Annotated in this window: 18 protein-coding genes; 10 read left to right on the top strand and 8 right to left on the bottom strand. The window is 38.4% G+C overall.

Going from position 1 to position 20,849, the window contains the following annotated elements; translation table 11 throughout:
- Positions 1–32: 32 nt before the first annotated feature.
- Positions 33–491, bottom strand: coding sequence for a methylglyoxal synthase (locus CTN01_RS02755; RefSeq protein ID WP_045129884.1), 459 nt, complete (start codon positions 489–491; stop codon positions 33–35).
- A 164-nt stretch (positions 492–655) separates the two neighbouring features.
- The gene (gene torT / locus CTN01_RS02750) at positions 656–1,726 is read right to left on the bottom strand and encodes a TMAO reductase system periplasmic protein TorT (RefSeq protein WP_045149495.1); all 1,071 of its coding nucleotides are present in this window, start codon (positions 1,724–1,726) and stop codon (positions 656–658) included.
- Positions 1,727–1,950: 224 nt separating this feature from the next.
- Here torT and torS point away from each other — a divergent pair, with 224 nt between their 5' ends.
- Positions 1,951–4,866: a TMAO reductase system sensor histidine kinase/response regulator TorS gene (torS, locus tag CTN01_RS02745; RefSeq protein ID WP_045149494.1), complete on the top strand. Its 2,916-nt coding sequence runs from the start codon at positions 1,951–1,953 to the stop codon at positions 4,864–4,866.
- A gap of 460 nt (positions 4,867–5,326) precedes the next feature.
- Here torS and fusA read toward each other — a convergent pair whose 3' ends face one another.
- Entirely contained in the window at positions 5,327–7,414 is a 2,088-nt protein-coding gene (gene fusA, locus CTN01_RS02740) for an elongation factor G (RefSeq protein ID WP_005368615.1), read from the bottom strand.
- A 411-nt stretch (positions 7,415–7,825) separates the two neighbouring features.
- On the opposite strand from fusA, the gene CTN01_RS02735 reads away from it, so the two are divergent.
- Positions 7,826–8,275, top strand: a complete 450-nt coding sequence (locus tag CTN01_RS02735) for an RNA-binding S4 domain-containing protein (RefSeq protein ID WP_045149493.1) — start codon at positions 7,826–7,828, stop codon at positions 8,273–8,275.
- Between the two features lie 67 nt (positions 8,276–8,342).
- Positions 8,343–9,263 (top strand): M15 family metallopeptidase, encoded by a 921-nt coding sequence (locus CTN01_RS02730; protein ID WP_080896220.1) that lies wholly within the window; start codon positions 8,343–8,345, stop codon positions 9,261–9,263.
- Here the strand turns inward: CTN01_RS02730 and CTN01_RS02725 are convergent.
- Together CTN01_RS02725 and CTN01_RS02720 are read right to left on the bottom strand one after the other, a co-directional pair.
- Positions 9,253–9,471 (bottom strand): hypothetical protein, encoded by a 219-nt coding sequence (locus CTN01_RS02725; RefSeq protein WP_045184842.1) that lies wholly within the window; start codon positions 9,469–9,471, stop codon positions 9,253–9,255. The genes CTN01_RS02730 and CTN01_RS02725 overlap by 11 nt on opposite strands.
- Positions 9,472–9,705: 234 nt before the next feature.
- Positions 9,706–10,974, bottom strand: a complete 1,269-nt coding sequence (locus CTN01_RS02720; RefSeq protein WP_244156077.1) for a rhodanese-like domain-containing protein — start codon at positions 10,972–10,974, stop codon at positions 9,706–9,708.
- Between the two features lie 387 nt (positions 10,975–11,361).
- On the opposite strand from CTN01_RS02720, the gene CTN01_RS02715 reads away from it, so the two are divergent.
- Positions 11,362–12,573: an META domain-containing protein gene (locus tag CTN01_RS02715; RefSeq protein WP_045149491.1), complete on the top strand. Its 1,212-nt coding sequence runs from the start codon at positions 11,362–11,364 to the stop codon at positions 12,571–12,573.
- Positions 12,574–12,632: 59 nt separating this feature from the next.
- On the opposite strand, the gene CTN01_RS02710 is transcribed toward CTN01_RS02715, so the two are convergent.
- Both CTN01_RS02710 and mobB read right to left on the bottom strand, forming a co-directional pair.
- Entirely contained in the window at positions 12,633–13,148 is a 516-nt protein-coding gene (locus CTN01_RS02710) for an NUDIX hydrolase (protein ID WP_045083411.1), read from the bottom strand.
- Positions 13,149–13,152: 4 nt separating this feature from the next.
- Positions 13,153–13,683 carry a molybdopterin-guanine dinucleotide biosynthesis protein B gene (gene mobB, locus CTN01_RS02705; RefSeq protein ID WP_045149490.1) on the bottom strand — a complete coding sequence of 177 codons (531 nt, stop codon included), beginning with the start codon at positions 13,681–13,683 and terminating at the stop codon, positions 13,153–13,155.
- 279 nt (positions 13,684–13,962) lie between these two features.
- Between mobB and CTN01_RS02700 the strand changes: the two genes are divergently transcribed.
- The 3 genes from CTN01_RS02700 to CTN01_RS02690 all read left to right on the top strand — a co-directional run bounded on the left by CTN01_RS02700 (position 13,963) and on the right by CTN01_RS02690 (position 16,898).
- Entirely contained in the window at positions 13,963–14,454 is a 492-nt protein-coding gene (locus CTN01_RS02700) for a hypothetical protein (protein ID WP_045149489.1), read from the top strand.
- Positions 14,455–14,558: 104 nt separating this feature from the next.
- Positions 14,559–15,698 (top strand): endonuclease/exonuclease/phosphatase family protein, encoded by a 1,140-nt coding sequence (locus tag CTN01_RS02695; RefSeq protein WP_045149488.1) that lies wholly within the window; start codon positions 14,559–14,561, stop codon positions 15,696–15,698.
- A gap of 120 nt (positions 15,699–15,818) precedes the next feature.
- A complete protein-coding gene (locus CTN01_RS02690) occupies positions 15,819–16,898 on the top strand; it encodes a DUF3541 domain-containing protein (protein WP_045149486.1) in 1,080 nt (359 codons plus the stop codon).
- Between the two features lie 130 nt (positions 16,899–17,028).
- Here the strand turns inward: CTN01_RS02690 and amrA are convergent, their stop codons facing one another.
- Entirely contained in the window at positions 17,029–17,646 is a 618-nt protein-coding gene (gene amrA / locus CTN01_RS02685; protein ID WP_045149485.1) for an AmmeMemoRadiSam system protein A, read from the bottom strand.
- 444 nt (positions 17,647–18,090) lie between these two features.
- Here amrA and CTN01_RS02680 point away from each other — a divergent pair, with 444 nt between their 5' ends.
- The 3 genes from CTN01_RS02680 to CTN01_RS02670 all read left to right on the top strand — a co-directional run bounded on the left by CTN01_RS02680 (position 18,091) and on the right by CTN01_RS02670 (position 20,804).
- The gene (locus CTN01_RS02680; protein WP_005368589.1) at positions 18,091–18,408 is read left to right on the top strand and encodes a glutaredoxin domain-containing protein; all 318 of its coding nucleotides are present in this window, start codon (positions 18,091–18,093) and stop codon (positions 18,406–18,408) included.
- Between the two features lie 58 nt (positions 18,409–18,466).
- Positions 18,467–18,673 (top strand): hypothetical protein, encoded by a 207-nt coding sequence (locus CTN01_RS02675; RefSeq protein WP_045149483.1) that lies wholly within the window; start codon positions 18,467–18,469, stop codon positions 18,671–18,673.
- 556 nt (positions 18,674–19,229) lie between these two features.
- Positions 19,230–20,804: a BCCT family transporter gene (locus CTN01_RS02670; RefSeq protein ID WP_045149482.1), complete on the top strand. Its 1,575-nt coding sequence runs from the start codon at positions 19,230–19,232 to the stop codon at positions 20,802–20,804.
- The last annotated feature ends 45 nt before the right edge of the window (positions 20,805–20,849 follow it).

Raw genomic sequence — 20,849 nt, 5'->3', positions numbered from 1 at the left:
TATGAATGCAAAAGGCTAAAAGTAACAAAGGACTAATTGATGCGTTCTGCTAGGTAAGCATCGTAATCAGGAACTTCAATACTGACTTCTTGATCGAGAAGCGGTGAGGTGATCATAAAGTTTGCGCTAGCACGGTTAGTCGCAACGGGGATATTCCATACTGCTGAGATACGGAGTAACGCTTTTACATCTGGGTCATGAGGAACGGCATTGAGTGGGTCCCAAAAGAAAATCATCATATCGATTTTGCCTTCAGAAATCAGAGCACCTAATTGTTGATCTCCTCCCATTGGGCCACTGATTAAGCAAGTGATCGGTAAGCCTATTTCTTTTGATAGGAGATGTCCTGTAGTACCCGTAGCGTATAGCTCGTGAGATGCCAGTTTATCTTTATGTTCTTTAACCCAGCGAAGTAGATCCACTTTACAGTTATCGTGTGCAACGAGGGCGATATGTTTAGACGATGCCATTGTACGGGTTGTTCTGTACATCATATTTCCTTGCTAAGACGTTCTAATCGTAATTATGAAATTAATTGATATCAGAACCTTATAAATGAGTAAAACACAATAATCTAAATCTTAGTGGTGACACAAAAAATTCTATTTAGAACAAAAGATCCTGCGTCAAAGAGCCTATGACGCAGGGGAAAGAATTAGTGTTTTACGTGGTGGTCTTTAACATAAAAAGAAGGGCGGAACTCTGCCGGTGATAACGACTCTGCAATCACTTTTTTAGGTAAATATTCTGGTGTGAGATTGACAATTGAAGGTGCAACATCGAGAACTACTGGTTTATGTTCAAGATAACGAACAGCTTGGTCTATAGATAGCATGGCTTGTTCTGCCATTTTATCTGTGGGGGCAAATAAAATGCGATGACGTCTTAAACCACGATAAACACCATGACTGAGGTAGGTTGATACAATTTTTATGTTGTGAATATCGTGAGTGCGTAGCTCACTGATTGCCACTTCTGCAGCCACTGCGCCACCAACAATGTAGTTAATTTCCTCTTTCGATGCGAGGATTTGCTGAATTAAATTACGTTGTAATTCTTTACTGTTATCGGCCCATAAGGTTGTCACAATTTCTACATCGCTGTTTTTAATTGCGTCTTTAAAACCACGAGATACAGGTTTGGTACCACCTTGTAGTTGAGGGCCCGGTAGCCAAGCAACTTTTACTACGCCTGAACCTTTCGGGTGACGTTTAGCGAGGTATTCTCCGGTAGCTTTACCCATGTCATACCAATTTACGCCAACTTTTGCTTTTACATGTTGGCGAATATCAGGATCGGTAAAATCAATATTGTTCGTCATCAAAAATACAGGTGTATTATCGATGAGTTTAGAGAGTATTCCGTTATAGGCTTCGTCATCAACCGTGCCTAAAATAATCGCATCGGCACCCCATTGATGGCATTTTTGAAGCTGCAATGTTTGCTTATCTAAATTGGGATAACCGCCAGCTTCCATCACTTTTAACGTGATACCTAATTTTTTTGCTTGTTTAACCATTCCATAATTGATCGATAACCAATATGAATCTTTTAAATGCGGGTAAACTGCACAAACTTTCCATGGCTTAGTGACGGAAGTTAAAAAATCATATTGGATTTCAGTTGCTTTTTTATCTGCCTGAAAAGGAGGTTGATAGGAGATCACTTCTTGTGCAGAAGATGCTTGGATGGAAAATAAAAACAAAACAAAACAAAAAATGCGCATTTATACCAACATTATTTTAGGTTTAAAGTCGTATCGCTGGCAAAATAGTAGCGCTTTATTTTCTCTTGTGAAATAGCGAGCATACTGAGCAACGACAGATATACGATATTATATACCCAAGTAACCTTGAAATGTTTAATTGAGTGACAAGACGCTACATTATTAAATGCTTGAAGTCACTTTGGTATATATGGGTTGCAAACATTTTGATGTAGAGATTATTTATGACGTCTACCCTAAAAGGTATCGGAACGAAATTGTTAATAGCCTTTTCCGCGATGGCTAGCTTGATGATCATTGCAGTAATGATTGGTGTCGCAGGTTTTTCATTAGTGGCTAAAACTGAGCGTACGGTTATTAATTCAGCTGTGCCTGCATTAGCAGAAGCACGTCAGTTATCAGATTTAAGTTCTCGTATTATTTTTAATGCACAAGTATTGGCAAAATCTAAAGCAGAATCTGAACGTATGCGACAAGGACGTGCGTTAACCGTTCATATTGAAGCATTGAATCGAAGCTTGCATTCACTTGAACAATTTTCTTTTGATCAACCGTTAATGGTGAAATTAGAAGAAGATGTAAAGCGCATTGTTGATAATTTAGCGTTATTAGGGTTACTAGTAGGACGTCAGATCGATCTTCAAAGTCAGTTAGATAAGCTAACGACTGAGATGACGAAAGCAACACATCAAATTGATAATTTATCTCAATCTCAGGTTTCAAATGCTAATACCATCGCGGTAGCTAACGTGTCTCGCATCTATGATTTAGTGGCAGACGGAAAGAAACCTGCTGTTTATAAAGCATTAGATAGTCTTGTTGAAGTGGATATGGACTTATCTGAACGTTTATTTGAATTGCGTTTTTTATCGTTACAAGTGATCAATATGCTGGATGATTCTAGTCGTATTGCTGACATTAAATCTCTCGTGGCACTCAAAAAACGTTATAACGATGCGGTAGGTATCATGAGTCAGCGAGTTAAATCAGTAGAAGATCCTAGCCGTTCAGAACAATTAGTCGAGCTAACTGCTCAGCTTAATCGTGGCCGTTTATTGTTTGGGGTTATCGAGCAACTTATTTATGCAAAGCAAGATGTCGAGCGCCTTGATCAACAAAATTTAGTGTTATTCCAGCAGTTAAATAATACCGTTGATGACATTATTGATGTTGCAAATGTGAATACACAGCAGGCGGTTAAACGTGTCGATCATACTTTAACACTGGCCCGAAATACGTTAATAGTGATCTCTGCGATTGGTTTATTAGCACTAGTGCTCATTATGTGGCGATTTGTTTATGCGCGAGTGATTTGCCGTATTAACGAATATAGTCGCGCATTATCGGCTTTAACCCGAGGTGATTTAGGGGTCAGAATTAACGTTAAAGGAGATGATGAATTAGCGCAAATGGGTCGAGCTATTTTAGTGGCTCGTGACACCGCTAATGAGCGTTATCGTTTAGCGCAAGCAGAGTCAAAAGCTCGGCAGGAATTACAAGAACACAAAGCTAGCCTTGAACGATTAGTCGCAAAACGTACTGGTGAGCTTGAGAAAATAAACAGCCGCTTGAATGAAGAAGTGTATAACCATTATAAAGCGCGTGATGAAGCGGAAAAAGCAAACCGCGCGAAGTCTTCATTCCTTGCCACCATGAGCCATGAGATCCGAACACCAATGAATGGGGTCTTAGGCACGGCATCGTTATTAGCGGATACACAATTAACATCTCAACAGAAACGCTATCTCGATGTGATAAATCGCAGCGGTGAAACTTTACTTGATATTTTAAATGACATTCTAGATTACTCGAAAATTGAAGCTGGGCATCTAGATATCAGGCCAAGTAACTTTTCTGTTGTTAGGATGGTTACTGATGTGTCCAATATGTTGGAAGGACGTGCGCTTGCCAAACGTATTGGTCTTGAGTGCCATATTTCACCACAAGTTGAAGGCATGTGGTTTGGTGACGAGAGTCGTATACGTCAAGTGCTGGTAAATCTCGTAGGTAATGCGATTAAATTTACAGATACGGGCAAAGTTTCCATTTTTGTCGAACCTCATCCAGACATGCCAGATGAATTATTGTTCTCTGTAAAAGATACGGGGATTGGTATTGATGAAGAAGAGCAAAATATTTTATTTAGTGCTTTCCAGCAAGCTGAAGCTGGTCGAAAATCGATTGAAGGTACAGGTCTAGGCTTAGCAATTAGCAAACACATTGTAGCGGCAATGGATGGTGAAATTGGTTTAGAATCAGTGGTGGGTGAAGGGAGTTGTTTTTGGTTTGCATTGCCTCTTGAACATGGCGAAGGGAATTTAGAACCCGATGATAAAAGAGTGATTATGCGCTCTGCTCATATTTTGCTGGTGGAAGATAACCCAGTAAACAGTATGGTTGCTGAAGGCTTCTTAACTCGTTTAGGCCATACTGTTGTCACGGCTGCTGATGGTGCTGAAGCTGAAGAAATATACAAAAAACAACGTTTTGATATCGCGCTATTAGATATTAACTTACCAGATACTGACGGTGTTCAGCTACTCAGTCGTTTACGACGTTTAGAAGATAATAATCATGAAGCATGGGAAGAGCCGACGCCTATGGTTGCGTTTTCTGCTCATGTTTTTCGTGAAGAAGTGGAGTTATATTTAAATGCTGGTTTTGCAGGGTTCTTACCTAAACCGTTAGTTGAAAAGCAGCTGATTGACACAATGAGCAGTATCTTAAAAGGTGAGAAACGCGTGATTATCGAAAAAGGTATTGGAGAAGAGAGCGTAGAAGTGAAGCAATCAGAGAATACGATTCCACTACTAAAAGAGTCAGTACTAGGAAGTGATCTTCAAGTATTGGGCGAAGCGCAAGTAAAGCAGCTTATTCACTTATTTGGTGAATCATCGAGCTTAACGTTATCAAAGCTACATCAGGCTATTGATGATGAGAATTTATCTGAAGTGGCTAAACAAGCGCATACATTAAAAGGTGCTGCTGGAACGATGGGGTTAATGCAACTTCATCATATTTGTTCTGAATTTGAAAAAAATGCTAAAGAAGGTTCGATTAATAGTTTAGATCTGAGCTCGCTACAAAGAGTGTTTGATCAATCTGTCGCGATATTAAAAACCACCTTTATAAGTGCATAAGCAAAGCCATTAAGATGAGAAAAGGGCACATAGTGCCCTTTTTTATTGCCTGTAAAACGTTTAGCACCATTAGCATTTACTTGAAACGATATTGACATCAAAAGAGACCGCGGCGCTATCTGATCAGCACCTTTAATAGGACTAGTCTATAGTTTGATACCTGAAGCAAAATCTTTCAGTACAGCGGTTCTTTCATCACCGCCAATAAATATCGTGTCTAGAATAATCGTAACTATTCCAATTCGAGCAAAGTTATTGCCTTGTTGTTTTTCATACACTATTACTTATGATTGTTATCAATAGCTTTAGAAGGTGTGTTCAAGATGATCAAGGTTTAAAGACTAGAAAAGATAAAATAATAGGAGGGGGATGGTGATGTGGAATGATTTTTATTTGATAAAAAAATAACCCCGAGAGCAAAGCCCTCGGGGTTAAAAAGATTACTTAGAGTAATTAAAAATTACTTCTTAGCGTTCTTTTCTTTCTGCTCAGCGATTACTTTTTCAGCAACGTTTGCAGGACATGGTGCGTAGTGTGCGAACTCCATAGAGAACTGACCACGACCAGAAGTCATTGTACGTAGAGTACCAATGTAACCAAACATTTCTGAAAGTGGTACATCACCCTTGATACGTACGCCAGTAGTACCAGCTTGTTGATCTTTGATCATACCGCGACGACGGTTAAGGTCACCGATAACGTCACCAACGTGATCTTCAGGAGTGAACACGTCAACGTGCATGATTGGCTCAAGAAGTTGAGGACCAGCTTTAGGCATAGATTGACGGAATGCACCTTTCGATGCGATTTCGAATGCGATTGCTGATGAGTCAACTGCGTGGAAAGCACCGTCGAATAGCTCAACTTCAACGTCTAGCGTTGGGAAGCCAGCTAGAACACCGTGTTCCATCATTCCAGCGAAGCCTTTCTCTACTGCAGGCCAGAATTCTTTTGGTACGTTACCACCAACAACTGTTGATGAGAACTTGAAGCCAGAACCTTGCTCGCCAGGCTTGATACGGTAGTCGATCTTACCGAACTGACCAGAACCACCAGACTGTTTCTTATGCGTGTAGCTATCTTCAACAGGTTTAGTGATAGTTTCGCGGTAAGCAACCTGAGGTTGGCCAACGATTAGGTCTACACCGTAAGTACGCTTAAGGATATCAACCTTAATATCTAGGTGAAGTTCACCCATACCTTTAAGGATTGTTTCACCTGAATCTTCGTCAGTCTCAACTTGGAAAGATGGATCTTCTGCAACCATTTTACCGATCGCGATACCCATTTTCTCAGAACCGCCTTTATCTTTTGGAGATACAGCGATTGAGATAACTGGTGTTGGGAAGATCATTGGTTCAAGAGTACACTCGTGCTTAACATCACATAGAGTGTGACCAGTTTGAACGTTCTTCATACCAACAACAGCGATGATGTCACCAGCTTGCGCTTCAGTCAGCTCGTTACGCTCATCAGCTTGCATCTCAACCATGCGGCCGATACGCTCTGTTTTACCTGTCGCAGAGTTAAGGATAGTGTCACCCTTCTTCATACGGCCTGAGTAAATACGGATAAACGTTAGAGCACCGAAACGGTCATCCATAATTTTGAATGCTAGCGCTTTTAGTGGCTCGTCTGCAGAAACAGTTGCAACTTCACCAGTTGGCTCACCAGTTTCTGGATCTGTAAGAGGCTGAGGATCTACTTCTGTTGGAGAAGGTAGGTAATCAACAACAGCATCTAGTACAAGCTGCATACCTTTGTTTTTGAACGCAGAGCCACAGAATGTTGGGAAGAAGCTACAATCACGAGTACCTTTACGGATACAACGCTTGATGTCTTCGATAGAAGGCTCTTCACCTTCCATGTAAGCTTCCATTAGGTCGTCATCTTGCTCAACAGCAGTTTCAACCATTTCTTCACGGTAAGCTTCAAGATCGTCAAGCATGTCTGCTGGAACATCTTTGATTTCGTAGTTTTCTGGAAGACCAGTGTCATCCCAAACGTATGCTTTACGCTCTAGAATGTCAACAACACCAACGAAGTCGTCTTCACGACCGATTGGAAGAGTCATAACTAGAGGAGTAGCACCTAGTACGTTTTTAACTTGATCAACAACGTTGAAGAAGTCAGCACCCATGCGGTCTAGTTTGTTAACGAAAATGATACGTGCAACTTCAGATTCGTTAGCGTAACGCCAGTTAGTCTCAGACTGAGGCTCAACACCACCAGAACCACAGAATACACCGATACCGCCATCAAGTACTTTTAGAGAACGGTAAACTTCTACTGTGAAGTCAACGTGTCCAGGAGTATCGATTACGTTTAGACGGTGGTTTTTCCATTCACACGTTACTGCCGCTGATTGGATTGTAATACCACGCTCAGCTTCTTGCTCCATGAAGTCAGTAGTAGATTCACCATCGTGAACCTCACCAGTTTTATGGATTTTACCAGTAAGCTTTAGGATACGCTCGGTAGTTGTAGTTTTACCCGCATCAACGTGGGCAAAGATACCAATGTTTCTGTATTTAGATAAATCTGTCATTGTTTTTCTCTATAAACAATTACTGTCACATGTGAGGTGGCGGATTATAGCACTACTTATGTCAATCAGAACATAGCTATGCGTAATAAAATCGTTATTCGCTTGCTTTTTACTCTAGCTGTCAGGCTTGTTGCCCATTTACACAGCAAATCAAGCTATAAAAAACAAGGTTAGTTCAGGTTTTTAGGAATTGTAAGTTGCTAAAGTTATATTTTTATCATGTTTTTTGGGATGAGATTCTTATTCTTTGTTTTCTTTCAGAGTTTGTGAATATTTAGCTGTTTACTATCAATGATTTTTATCAATTTGTTACGAAATTCTGTTCTATGAGTTCATTTTTTTCCTTCATATTGTAATGTGGGGTAGAATTAGAAATATATTCCTTTTTATTCTCTTATTTGAGTTATCGACATGTCTGAAGAAATTGAAGTTGAAGCAATTGGTGTTGAAGTCTCAACTCAACCTATCGAATTATATAAAGTGCTAAAGATAGCCAACTTAGTAAGTGGTGGCGGTGAAGCAAAATATGCCATTTCTGAAGGTTATGTTGCAGTAAACGGTGAGCTTGAATTGCGTAAACGTTGCAAGATATATGATGGCGATGTGATTGAGTTTAATGGTGAGTTTTACGTTGTACTGTGTGACCAACCAGTACAAGAAAAAGTGACTCGTGTTGAAGAGTCAAAATCAAAAGCATCTCCGAAAGCGATTCCCAAAAAAAACAATAAAGCTGTCGATAAGAAAAAGAATGCTAACAAGCCGAATGTGGCCGGTAATCGTTCTGTTACGAAAAAAGCGGCTAACAAAGCTGCTGATGTGAAGCCAGATACAGCGACTGGTCGTAAGCCAATTAGTTTTTAATATAAAGCATTACTATAAACAAGGCGCGCAATGACGCGTCTTTTTCTTGCCTGATTGATGAGAAGGGATGATGAATAAACAATTTATTACGCTAGGTATAGTGATTAGTTTTAGCTGTTTTAGTGGCAGTGTATTAGCTGCAACTGTTGCACCGATAACAACAGCTGAATGTCAGGCAATGTCAAAAGTTGGTGTGATGTCGAGCTCGGCACCTGTACAGTGCCAACGATTGAAAAAAGTGACATTTAAATATCGTGATTTTTCTAATCGTATCCACACTAATGGTCAAATTATTGTGATGGATGCTACAGCGCCTTATGTGGGCAAAATTTTCGATGAATTATATCAACAAGGCTTTCCAATTCATAAAGCAGTTCCGATTGAAAAATATCGTGGTGATGACACGACATCGATGACAGATAACAATACTTCTGCTTTTAATTATCGCCCAGTAGAAGGGACGAGTAGTTTATCGCTTCACGCCTATGGTGCTGCGATTGATTTAAATCCGGTGCAGAATCCATTTGTGACTTTTGCGAGCGCAGGTCAGGCAAAATATAGCCCCGTAGAAGGTACAAAATACGCTAACCGTGAAATCTATCGTTATGGTAAACCAGATAGAAAAGGGATGGCTGAAACAGTCGTAGATATATTTGCACGTAATGGCTTTTTATACTGGGGCGGTTTTTGGAATTCGCCAATTGATTATCAGCATTTCCAATTATCTAAAGATATGGCAGTAATGATGTCGAAGATGACGGCACAGCAAGCAACATTGTTCTTTAAACGTTATGTTGAGTGGTATAACAGTTGTAGTCGTATGTATCCCAAAGCGTATAGCCAGTATAAGTTTAATGATTACACTAATTACTTGAAACATAAGCTGGGTGTGTCTTCGATAAGTAAAGCGTATCTGGCGAATCCAAGTAAGGTTATGGCGCAGATCGAGCAAGTCCCTTTGCGTTCAGAGATTTGTGTTAAACGTTAATATTGATCGTACAGCCTTTAGTTGACGCTTTTGGCTGTATTTCTCCACGATTATCGTAACCACTGAAAGTCGTAATAGTAGAGGCTTTTTTCTCTGAGTTTTCTTGGTTAACCCTAGGTTGGGTCGGCGGTATTTCGGCTTGCGCATAACGCATTTTTTTCGCGTTGTTATTTACTAAATATACGGGAGCGATAGTAAACGTTGACATATGGCCTCCACAACTTAGGTTCATTTAAGGTGTGCAAGGTTAATAGGTGGTTAGATGTCATTCAACGTAATGGCTGTTAGGATATGGTTATTTTTCGGTCAGGGGAATGTTAGCTCTTTGTTCTTTAAATAAATTATTTTTAACCTTGTGACGATCATTAAAGCTTGAAGAAGTAAACGGCAGCTAAGGGCTACCGTTTATGACCGAGTTTTTTATGTTAGAGCTTTAACAATGTTATTTAGGTACGCCTTCAGCGATAGGATTGTTTTTATCTGCGCTCCATTGATACCACCCGCCATCAAAGACACTGATATCTTTCCATCCCATAACATAAGCATAGAAAAATGCCTCAGATGCTCGCCAACCAGTACCACAGAAAAAAGCGACTTTTTGATTTGGTTTAATATTCCATTTCGCCCATTGTTTCGCGATGAGGTAACCACTTTTCATTGTGCCATCAGGGTTATTAAAATCTTGCATATGGTAAGAGTCACTACCAGCGTGTCCCCATTTTGCCCCTTCGATACGACCTTTAGGCTTGATGTAATCATAGCCACTGGTTTTTCCAATATACTCTTGCCAAGTACGAATACTCACGAGTGAATGGGTAGTTTGGGGTTCTTTTAGTATTGTTTTTGCTTGCTGGAGATCCGTCAGGTATTGAGGGTTTGCTGGAATCGTTTTACCAAAACTTACGTCGTCATGGTTTTCATTAATGAAAGCCTGGGTAGGGTAATGCGCGTTTTCCCACGCATTCCAGCCACCATTGAGTAGTCGTACATCCTCAACGCCAGCATACATTAGAAAGTTAGCAAAGCGTGCTGCTGACATATTATTGCGAGCATAAACAATAACTGTGGTGTTATAACGAATACCTAAATCAGTAATGACTTTTTTAAGATCATTATCACTGACTTTATTCCACCATGGTTTGCTTTCAATATCATTAGTATTTACGTATAGCGAGCTGGGGATATGTGAAAGCAAATATGTGGATGGTGGCCCCCATTCAACTTCAACAATCTTATAACCGTACTGTGGTGCGTACAATGGTTGTTGGTGATTGATTAGCTGATCTAACCATTGTGCAGATACTAAGTGTTTAAAGTTTTTTAGTGTTTTAAGTTTGCCTACATAGTCAGTAACGGGCTGATTAATTGTAGATGTAAAACTAAAACCTTGTTGTTTGAGTGCGTCACTCATTGCCGCCGTTGAGGTTTTATCACCATACAGGACGGTTGGTACTTTCTGAGATAGTTGACGATTTTTAAGTAAGCTTGTCATCTGAGCCGGTGTTAAAAGAGTGAGCCATTGACTATCAATATTGACGGCATTAGGGATATGACCACCTCGGGTAGCATCTCCATTTGGCCAACCGTTGAAGTAATTGCTGTCTCGACAATCAATAATTTGTATTGTTTGTTTCGTCTGTTGAGCTTGTGCTAGTTGCTCAAAGGTTTGAATAGGAGGTGTGACAGTGCTTGCCGCCGCTAAACATGGCATGCTAATCACAAAAAGGCATGTAATAAAAATTTGAGTTAAAGAGCGCATATAGAACCTGTTTGATCTGCCATTAAGGCAAACGAGACAGCATTCTAATGAAAATTATTTGTAATACAATTGATGGTGATTAATTAAATGATGAACTATTGCTACAAAAATAGATATATTTGGTTGAAAAAGTAATTGAAAGTAAAGAAAAGAGAATACATATCTCCATATTTTAATATAAGTCGAATAAAGGGATTATTTGACTAGGTGATAAAACGTTTTGTCATTCTTACCTGTTCAGTAACTTATAGGGGGTGGGAACTAATTAATAAAACGCTGGTCGAATTATTCCAGTAACTGTTTATATTCTAATGGTAAGTGGAAAATAAAGGAATGAAGATGAGATGTTTGGTGCTCTTATTTGTAGGAGCTATCGCGACATTCAGTACAACGCTGATGGCAGCAAATAATGATGGCTCATACTGCCATTCCGCGACCTCTAATATTGATCAGTTAATTTGTAAAGATCCTAAATTAGCACTGTTACACAAGCAAATGTCAGATATGTATCAGCAAGTGCTAACTCAGTCGATGGTAAGCGAAGCTTCTGTGATAAAAGAAACACAGAAAAACTGGTTAGAATCAAGGACAGGTTGCTTAGATCAACCTGATGTTCAACGTTGCTTAGTGTCAACTTATGACTCTCGCTTAGATAATCTTACTGCTATTAATGACACCATTCTTCCACCACTCGCAACCTATAGTTTTCATGACTTAAAAGATGCTCGCTATAGCGGCATAGAAGATATTGGCACGCCGATTAAATTACAGCATGGTTTATGGGCCGGTGAACCGTATCAACCAGGTGGTTCAGTCATGCCACAAGTCATACTTCTTGATGATATCAAAGCCGTTGGATCACTGACGGAAAATAATAAAAAGATGGCCGTAGTTTTATTAAACTATTCACCAGGCGGAACAGGGCAATATTTGTACATAGCGGTTGTTGATAAAGAAAGTGGCCATTTAAAAAATATTGCGACTCAATTTGTCGGCGACCGTTTTCGAGTTAAAGATCTAAAAATAATGAATAAGAAAATTATTTTAGATGTTATTCAGCCGGGTAAAAACGATTCAGCTTGTTGTCCTGGTGATGTTGTGCAGCATGTCTGGCATTTAGATAGTAATAATCAATTAATAGAAGAGCCGAATACACGAAAAATTGTTCGCTTAACGCCAGATATTTTATCTAATACTGAATGGAGACTAGAAAGCTGGCGTTATGGCGACCCGGTGAGTGCCGAGAACGATATCCGATTACGTTATATTAATGGACATTTTACTGGTTCAGTTGCCTGTAATAATTATACGGTTACCGTTAAATCAGAGCCGCGTCCGGGCTTTATTAATGTATTAAAGCAGCATACTTCGGTGACTGAAAAACAGTGTGATAATCCTTTAGCCGCAGAGCAGCAACAACGATATTTAGAGCAATTAGGTGGGGTGAATCAATTTACTTATTTCGCGGGTAAATTAGCGCTTTCATATCAAGTAAATGGCCAGTTGGGTGTCATGATCTTCTCCAAAGAGCCATCCTCGTATAATCAATAATATTTTGTAACTTATTGATAAGAAGTATCAATAGATGTTGATACTTCTTATTTTCTAATTTAGTGATTATTCAACCATAACTCAACAGCGCGTTGCGTTGAGGGAAAAGCAAAATTTTCTAGTTTAATATCTTGTTTTTTTACCCACAGAAGATCGGCAACATCATCCTGTGCAATTAGTGTTGGTTTATCTAATAATTGATGACTAAAAAAAGTATCACAGGTTTTATATTCAATATTTTTGTAGCAATACGTATTACTGAATGAACCTTGGTATGTGAAATCAGTCAGCGTTAAGTTGAGTTCTTCCTGTATTTCTCGTATTACTGCTTGCTCTAATGATTCATTGGGGTCAACAAATCCGCCGGGTAAATCCCATAACCCTAATCCTGGATTTCTACCTCTTATTGCTACCAGCAACTCATCTTCATATGACAGTGCGACCATAACGGCAGCTGCTGGATTGTGAAAATAGGTAAAATCACATTCGCTACAAGTAAATTGCTTATTAGATGAGCGAGTTAAGCTTGATTTGCCACATTGTGGACAAAAACGGGCTGTATCTATACTGGCCATCTTTCTAATGATCATCTTTTTCTAACCAAGTAAGAATAAATTGCGCAATAGACTCAGGATCATTGATATCTAGCTGCGGTAGCGGACATAGTTGAGTATCTGCGTCAGTAGCAAGTGCGATAATGTAAGGGTCGTTAGGATACAATAAGGGTTTATTGTATGACGGACGATGAATTTCTATTTTAGGAAAAGCCTGCTCTCTGAATCCCTCGATTAAAACAAGATCGAGTTTACTGTGATCGAGTTGTTCTAAACACTCGTTGAGTTCAGGATCTTTACGTTCATTTTCTGGGTATTCAAAATAAAGCATGTGGCGTGATTTTGTTGCCAGTAATGTTTGCCCGCAACCCGCGTGACGTAATCGATAAGAGTCTTTACCTGGTACATCAGGTTCAATGTCATGATGACTATGTTTTATTAAACCTAATCGAATACCACGTTGTTTGAGTATCGGGATTACCTTTTCTAATAACGTTGTTTTTCCTGAGCCACTAAAGCCCGCAAAGCCAATCAGAGGAGTGGGAGAAGTAATCATAGTTATTTTTAGGTCAAAATACAGTGTCAGTAATTATATCGTTAAATGATGGGTAAATGCAGTGATGCGCTGTATTTACTAATGATTAATTAAAGTAAATCTTTTATTACTTATGTGTAGTGTGTCTTAAAAGTAATCCTTATCTATGAAAGTTTTGTTGTGTTATGAGTGACGGTCTAAAGTTATAAGGTGTAGGTATTCTTTAAATATTTGTTAGGTTGTTGTCACTGCAGGGACGTCGATGATTAACAGCATAGTTATAAAGACAGGGAGTGTGAAATGTGGGCAATACTTGATTTTGAGGCATCAGGTTTATCTGAACATTCATATCCGATTGAGGTTGGGTATTCTTTACCAGATGGAACAAACAATAGCATGTTAATTAATCCCTTATCTGCATCAGATAACTGGTCTCATTGGGATAAAGATGTTCAACACAATATCCATAAGATATCTCGGTCAATGATTGAAGAAACTGGAATGCAAGTGATGGATGTTTGCCAACATTTAAATATGATTTTAGGTCAATATGATTTGGTTTTATGTGACAGTGAATGGGATCTATTCTGGCTAGGTCGTTTATACCATGCTGCACATATGCGCCCATCTTTTGTTCTTACAGAAGTAAGCCATTGGTTGAAACATCAAAAGGGACTTGGTCAGGTACAGTTTAAATTGGCTTTAGATAACTTAGGGGCGATGAGGCATCAAGCTGGATATGATGCAAAACAAATTCGGTTAGCAATAGATACATTGGTTAAGCCATCTTAAATAATGTTTTATATTTAGAAAAATAAAGTTACGTGGTTTGTATTTGTAAACATGGGTTTGATGTTTACAATGCCGTTTTCAATTAATTGATAACGAGATAACGTGTGGCAGAATTTTTAGCAACCGTTTTAGAAACTAAACAATCCTTGCGTGTGGCAATATTTAATGTCGCGATGTCTGAGCCAGAACAAGGGCGCATTTTTCAGCAAACATCGGGTTTAACTCATAAAAGGTTTCAGCGACTCGCGGCTATTATTCAATATGTTAATGCTGATGTTTTGTTACTGTGTGAATTTGATCATCCAGGTAATGGGGGCGATGATGGCAGCCTTGATAATTTTTGTCAGCATTATTTATCTCATTCTCAATATCAGCAGTCTGCGATTGATTACCCTTATCGTTATTGCCCTTCATCCAATACTGGCCTAATAACCGAAATAGATCTAAACGGTGATGGTGTATGCACGTTACCAGAAGATGCTCAAGGCTACGGTGAATTTCATGGTCATTTTGGCTTTGTTATTTTATCTAAATATCCTTTACAGCAAGAGAATATTCGAACGTGGCAGCACTTTCTTTGGAAGGATATGCCGAATAATTTAATGCCTGTCGATTATTATTCAAAAGAAGCTCAGCATATATTACGTTTATCTTCTAAAAATCATGTTGTTGTGCCTATTGTTGTTGAAGATAAAGAAATTAATTTACTGTGCTGTCATCCAACCCCTCCAGTGTTTGACGGCAGCGAACGTCGAAATGCAAAACGTAATCATGATGAAATCCAGTTCTTAATCGACATCATTAATGATGAATCCTATTTAGTTGATGATAATGATCAAGTTGGTGGATTAAAACCTGATGATGCCTTTATTGTAATGGGGGATTTAAATGCCGATATAGATGATGGTGACGGATTTAAAGCTGCGATTAAACGGCTATTGAAACTCGATAAAATAAATACAACGGTTAGTAGTGGTAAGCAGACGCCTAAAAGTGAAGGTGCAAGGCATTATTATCCTTGGCAAAAGCGGACTGGTCGAAAAAATGAGTGGACGCATTTAGCTGGGTTACGGTTAGATTATGTGTTGCCGTCAAAAAATTTAGATGTGATAAAAACAGGGGTTTTTTGGCCGGATAAACATGATTCATTACGTGAACTTATTTTAGATTGTAAAGGTAGAGAAAAGCCTTCTGCAGGATCAGATCATCGAATGGTGTGGGCTGATATTAATATTGCGGACTAAATGACGATGTGATCATGTTGGCATATTTATATTATAACAATTACTTATAGATAAAAGTTAACAGAGATAGTAATAGCTAATGTTACTCTTCACCCTCGTTATTTTTCGGGGGGAGTCATTATGCGTTTAGTACTTAGCCGCTACTGGTTTTTCTGTCTTTTATTTTGTTGGTCTATTGCTGCAAATAGTTTACAGCTTAATCCGACATATCAACAAAGTGCTAATCAGATCCGCCAAACCTTTGAGCCTCGGTTATATACATTTCCAGCCTATACCGCAGGGCATTATGGCTTACGTATGTATCGGCAGTCGTTAGATCCTAAATACGCAGCAGCGATATGGATGGATATGGCGCGTGTAGTGAGTAATTTAAATCGCTATTCGACAGAAGTGGTTACACCTGAACAAGTACAGCAATACAGCTTAACGCGTTTAGCAAATTATAAAACATCCCCTAAAGAGCGTAGCCAAATTCGATATAAAGCGACTCAAACGATGCCAGAATATGTATATTTAGGCGTTGGGTTACTTGGTTCAATGGCGCGTGCCGATGAATATGGTTTAAAACATCAAAATGATACGCAACTAAGACAGGTTCTTCGCCGTTATGATTTTAAAAAATATGTTACTGATCCAGAAATGATCAAAGCATGGGCTGCACAACTTGCAAATCAAGTCTATTGGTTAAGACAATTAGGTGAACAAGATGTGGTGAATGATTTTATTATTGCTTTTCGTGAAACTTACCCTGATAGTCAAGACAATCAATTATCTTCTCAGCAATACAGTAATAAAATTTATGGGTTAACGCATATTATTTTTGCTGCATCGAAATATTATCAATTACCGATCAATGAAAAAGATTATCAGTGGATTTTTGATTACTACCGCAAAAATATAGATAAGATTATTGCTGAAACAAAAGAGGATGTTATAGCGGAGGTTGGTATTAACTTTTTATTAGCAGGGTTAGATGCAGATCCCGTGTTAGATAAAACCCGCAATGTTATTCAGCAAGCAATAAATCCACAGCATGGAATGATTCCATCAGTAACGGGTGATATAGATTTAGTCTCTGGTGAGCACCGAAATGTACTTGCGATAATGTTACTCGATTGGAAAGGAACCCATTTAGCGCCGACGATAAGCCTGCAACCTCAAATGTTTAAAAGTATACCGTATGGATTGATTGCAAAATAGCTCAATAGAAAAAGATGAAATGTCTTATTATTCATAATGAAATTGATTGTAAATCAAACCATATAAGTCAAATGTTATGGCGGAAAGGTTTAAATAAGCAAGCAGCGATGACTGCTGCTTGCTGTGATGATTAGAAATATTTACTACAAATTTTTGCGTATTTTTCTTTAAGTGCGCTAGTTGTAAAGGTTTTAACAATCATATTAGGTGACCAATAGGTAGGTGACCAACCTGCTTTTTGCTTTAATTGCTGAACAAAATGATCCGATGTGATGCCTTTTTTCCACGCACTTGGTAACATTACTGTTTGCGTGTAGCGATCAATTAATACAATACCTTGGCGATTGTTAGGTATTTGTAAGTGCTCAACCAAAGCCTGATGAGAGTGAATAGCCAGCGTTTCAAGTGACGATAACACTTCGACTTCAATTGTTAATTCATCCAGTTGTTCTTCCGAAAGAGGCATAAAGCGGCGATCTTCGTAAGCACTCGCTACCGCTTTATTGTGAACTTCAATGACTAATGGGCGCGAAGCAATGGTTGTACCCATTGAGCCTTGTAGTACATTATTTACTTCTAAAGTAACAAAACACGCCGCATGTTGTTGCATCTTTCGCGTGTAATGATTAAGGCGAGGGGCATTTATCGGCCTATCGGAAAAATGGTCTTGAATAGCATTTCGTGCAATATCAAGTAACTGAGTTAACTCACCTTTATTATAAGTTTGTGGTGTAGTTATGATAGCCACAATTCTCTCCTTAACTCTGTATGACAGAGCAGTTAAATTCCGTGATAAAAGCGATTTATTATTGTTAATTTTACTGCTTTTGATTATCCGTTAGTGTTTGAATGCAAAAGGACTGACGAAACAGTTGACGGTAGTAAGGTAATTAATATCATCTATTTTCAATCATTGTTCAACATGTGAAAGGTTAAAATTTGTTAAAATTTTATCATCAATTTCTTCAGTGAGGATTATTTTATTTTTAAATAAAACAAGTGGTTATGTTTTTATTGTCGGAAGTTGTTTTTAACTAATTGCTTATTAATGAGTAATTGCGAATAGAAAGTGAACAATGCTACTAAAATTAAATATTGCTTAGATAGTAAACGGGTGTGAAGTAGATGTTTTACTATTAAGTAAGTTTCAACTATCTTGACCAGTCTACATTATAGAAGAAGTGGCATTGCGATGACTGAAGTAAAAAATCTAACAATCGAACAGCTTGAGCAATACGACAATTTAGTAATTACTCAGCCGAATTGTCCATTTTGTGTGAAAGCAAAAGCATTGCTTGACGAGCGTGGTATCGAATATACAACACTTGTTTTAGGGCTAAATTTATCAAAATTAGTGATGGTTGATTTCATTGAGAAAAAAACGGGACAAACTGTTCGTACTGTACCTCAAATTATTTTAGATGATAAATATATTGGCGGTCATGACGACTTAGTCGCTTTTCTTGAGCGCCAAGTTGAAGCAACTGAGTTTGATGATTTTGAATTATAAAAATGGGCTGAAAAGCCCTTTTTTATATCTATTAATATTACATTTATGAGCAGACCTTATGAAACTCGATTTTTCTCAATTAAACAAACAGACCAAACAATCGTTTGGTGACCAACAAGCTATTATTAAAAAGATCATGCAAGGTAAAGTGGTTAACTGTAAAGAATGTGGACAAACATTATTCTTAGTTCCACCAGAAAAGAGCGAACAACCTGGGATTGCATGTAAAAAAGGGTGTACTCATATTCATTTGGATTTCGTGTAGTTGAAGATACTGTTTTGAATTGCCGATATGTATAAAAAAAAAGCACAGAATTGTTTTTTGAGAAAATATTATTTCTTTATTTATAAATAATAACTAAAAAGAAAACATCACCTCTCTCTTTTTTTGTGTATTTATCAACCTATTTTTTCGTTGTTATATTATGCTAATGACAAAGTAGAAGCTTTATGGTTTTAAAGTGACATAAATTTGGCGGTTGATGGTTTTTTTATAGGGCATTCAGTTATAAGGTTATGAATAAAAAGAGAAATGGATTGATTAGTTGTAATTTTACATTTATAGGTCAACGTTAAAAAAATAGTCTAAATTTGAGATGGAAGTAGTTAGAGTACAATGTAAATTACGACTGATTTCCATTACGGATGTCACTTTCTATTTATAGTACATGTTGTTTTTTTATAATAAATGAATTGTTTTTAGACGATTAAGTCATCTATTGACAGTTATAATGATCAAATGGTTATATATTGCGGCTCAAATTTTATTTACAGGACTAAGTATTGATGATTTGAGCTGTAATCATAACGGGACTTTATAAATGAGTAAGCACGATAAATATAGTATTAATAATACCGACTATACAATCGGACAAGATAATGTCCAAAAATGGGGCTTTGATGTCCATAATGCGGTATTTGGCGTTAGTGCAGGATTAATTGTTCTCTTCTTAGCAGCAATTCTTATCAGCGATCCTGGTACAGCAAAAGCAACATTAGATAGCGTAAAGAGCGCGATTGTTAATAAATTCGATTCAATGTTTATCTTAGCTGGTAACTTTTTCGTTGTTTTCTGTCTAGGATTGATAATATCTCCATACGGTCGCATCCGTTTGGGGGGGAAAGACGCAGAAGCTGAGCATTCCACCATGTCTTGGTTAGCAATGCTATTTGCTGCGGGTATGGGGATTGGTTTAATGTTCTGGAGTGTAGCCGAACCAGCTGGCTACTACACAGGTTCTGGTGGTTTGACACCACTAGGTGTGACGCCTGAAACGCCAGAAGCTTTTAAAGTCGCAATGGGCGCAACTATGTACCATTGGGGTTTACACCCATGGGCTATTTACGGTGTTGTTGCCCTTTCAATGGCATTTTTTGCTTATAATAAAGGCCTACCTCTTTCTATTCGTTCGGTGTTTTATCCTATCCTTGGCGATCGTACTTGGGGCTGGGCTGGACATATCATTGATATCCTGGCTGTGCTTGCAACACTATTTGGTTTAGCGACATCACTAGGGCTTGGTGCTCAGCAAGCAGCAAGTGGTATTAACCATATATTTGGTACACATGGTGGGTTAGGGTTACAAATTGGTATTATTGTCGGTGTAACAATCATTACCATCTACTCTGTTGCTCAAGGCATTGACTCTGGTGTTAAACTGCTAAGTAATATCAATATGCTGGTAGCATTAGTTCTTCTTGTTTTTGTAGGCGCTGTTGGTTTTGCAGTTTCTATGCATACGATCCCAACAACGATTGTGGGTTATGTAGAAAACTTTATTCCATTAAGTAATCCATTTGGTCGAACAGATCAGGCTTGGCTACATGCTTGGACTGTAGTGTACTGGGCGTGGTGGATTTCATGGTCACCATTTGTTGGTTCATTCATTGCACGTATCTCAAAAGGTCGTACAGTTCGTGAATTCTTAATTGCTGTTTTAATTGTACCTACTGTGGTTACAACTGTTTGGATGTCTGTATTTGGTGGTCAAGCAATTCACCAAGTTATGGATGGTATTGGTTCATTAGGTAAGAATGGTATTACTGAAGTTTCACTTGCTATGTTCCAAATGTTTGATGCCTTACCACTCGGTACTATTTTATCTTTTATTGGTATTTGTTTAGTTTTAGTATTCTTTATTACTTCATCAGATTCAGGTTCTCTGGTTATCGATAGTATTACTGCAGGTGGTAAAGTTGATAATCCAGTAACGCAACGCGTATTTTGGGCTGTTATTGAAGGTTTAATTGCGATTGCATTGTTGTGGGTAGGAGGTACCCAAGCAATTCAAGCGCTTCAAGCGGGTACTATTTCAACGGCTCTTCCGTTTACCATTATATTGTTGCTGATGTGTGTCAGCTTAATGCTTGGCTTTAGAACAGAAAAGTACAAGTAATTATCAAGGGCGATTTAGCCTAAAATGGTAATAAAAAACCGCAGT

It is taken from the genome of Photobacterium angustum (assembly GCF_003026365.1).
GTDB classification, from domain to species: Bacteria; Pseudomonadota; Gammaproteobacteria; order Enterobacterales; family Vibrionaceae; genus Photobacterium; species Photobacterium angustum.
Note: the sequence above shows the minus strand (reverse complement) of the source record. Positions and strands in the feature narration are given on the sequence as shown.

Excerpts from the sequence above, each read along its gene's own strand:
- CTN01_RS02755 (WP_045129884.1), bottom strand. The coding sequence starts at position 491 with ATGTACAGAACAACCCGTACAATGGCATCGTCTAAACATATCGCCCTC.
- torT (WP_045149495.1), bottom strand. The coding sequence starts at position 1,726 with ATGCGCATTTTTTGTTTTGTTTTGTTTTTATTTTCCATCCAAGCATCT.
- torS (WP_045149494.1), top strand. The coding sequence starts at position 1,951 with ATGACGTCTACCCTAAAAGGTATCGGAACGAAATTGTTAATAGCCTTT.
- fusA (WP_005368615.1), bottom strand. The coding sequence starts at position 7,414 with ATGACAGATTTATCTAAATACAGAAACATTGGTATCTTTGCCCACGTT.
- CTN01_RS02735 (WP_045149493.1), top strand. The coding sequence starts at position 7,826 with ATGTCTGAAGAAATTGAAGTTGAAGCAATTGGTGTTGAAGTCTCAACT.
- CTN01_RS02730 (WP_080896220.1), top strand. The coding sequence starts at position 8,343 with ATGATGAATAAACAATTTATTACGCTAGGTATAGTGATTAGTTTTAGC.
- CTN01_RS02725 (WP_045184842.1), bottom strand. The coding sequence starts at position 9,471 with ATGTCAACGTTTACTATCGCTCCCGTATATTTAGTAAATAACAACGCG.
- CTN01_RS02720 (WP_244156077.1), bottom strand. The coding sequence starts at position 10,974 with ATGCCATGTTTAGCGGCGGCAAGCACTGTCACACCTCCTATTCAAACC.
- CTN01_RS02715 (WP_045149491.1), top strand. The coding sequence starts at position 11,362 with ATGAGATGTTTGGTGCTCTTATTTGTAGGAGCTATCGCGACATTCAGT.
- CTN01_RS02710 (WP_045083411.1), bottom strand. The coding sequence starts at position 13,148 with ATGGCCAGTATAGATACAGCCCGTTTTTGTCCACAATGTGGCAAATCA.
- mobB (WP_045149490.1), bottom strand. The coding sequence starts at position 13,683 with ATGATTACTTCTCCCACTCCTCTGATTGGCTTTGCGGGCTTTAGTGGC.
- CTN01_RS02700 (WP_045149489.1), top strand. The coding sequence starts at position 13,963 with ATGTGGGCAATACTTGATTTTGAGGCATCAGGTTTATCTGAACATTCA.
- CTN01_RS02690 (WP_045149486.1), top strand. The coding sequence starts at position 15,819 with ATGCGTTTAGTACTTAGCCGCTACTGGTTTTTCTGTCTTTTATTTTGT.
- CTN01_RS02680 (WP_005368589.1), top strand. The coding sequence starts at position 18,091 with ATGACTGAAGTAAAAAATCTAACAATCGAACAGCTTGAGCAATACGAC.
- CTN01_RS02675 (WP_045149483.1), top strand. The coding sequence starts at position 18,467 with ATGAAACTCGATTTTTCTCAATTAAACAAACAGACCAAACAATCGTTT.
- CTN01_RS02670 (WP_045149482.1), top strand. The coding sequence starts at position 19,230 with ATGAGTAAGCACGATAAATATAGTATTAATAATACCGACTATACAATC.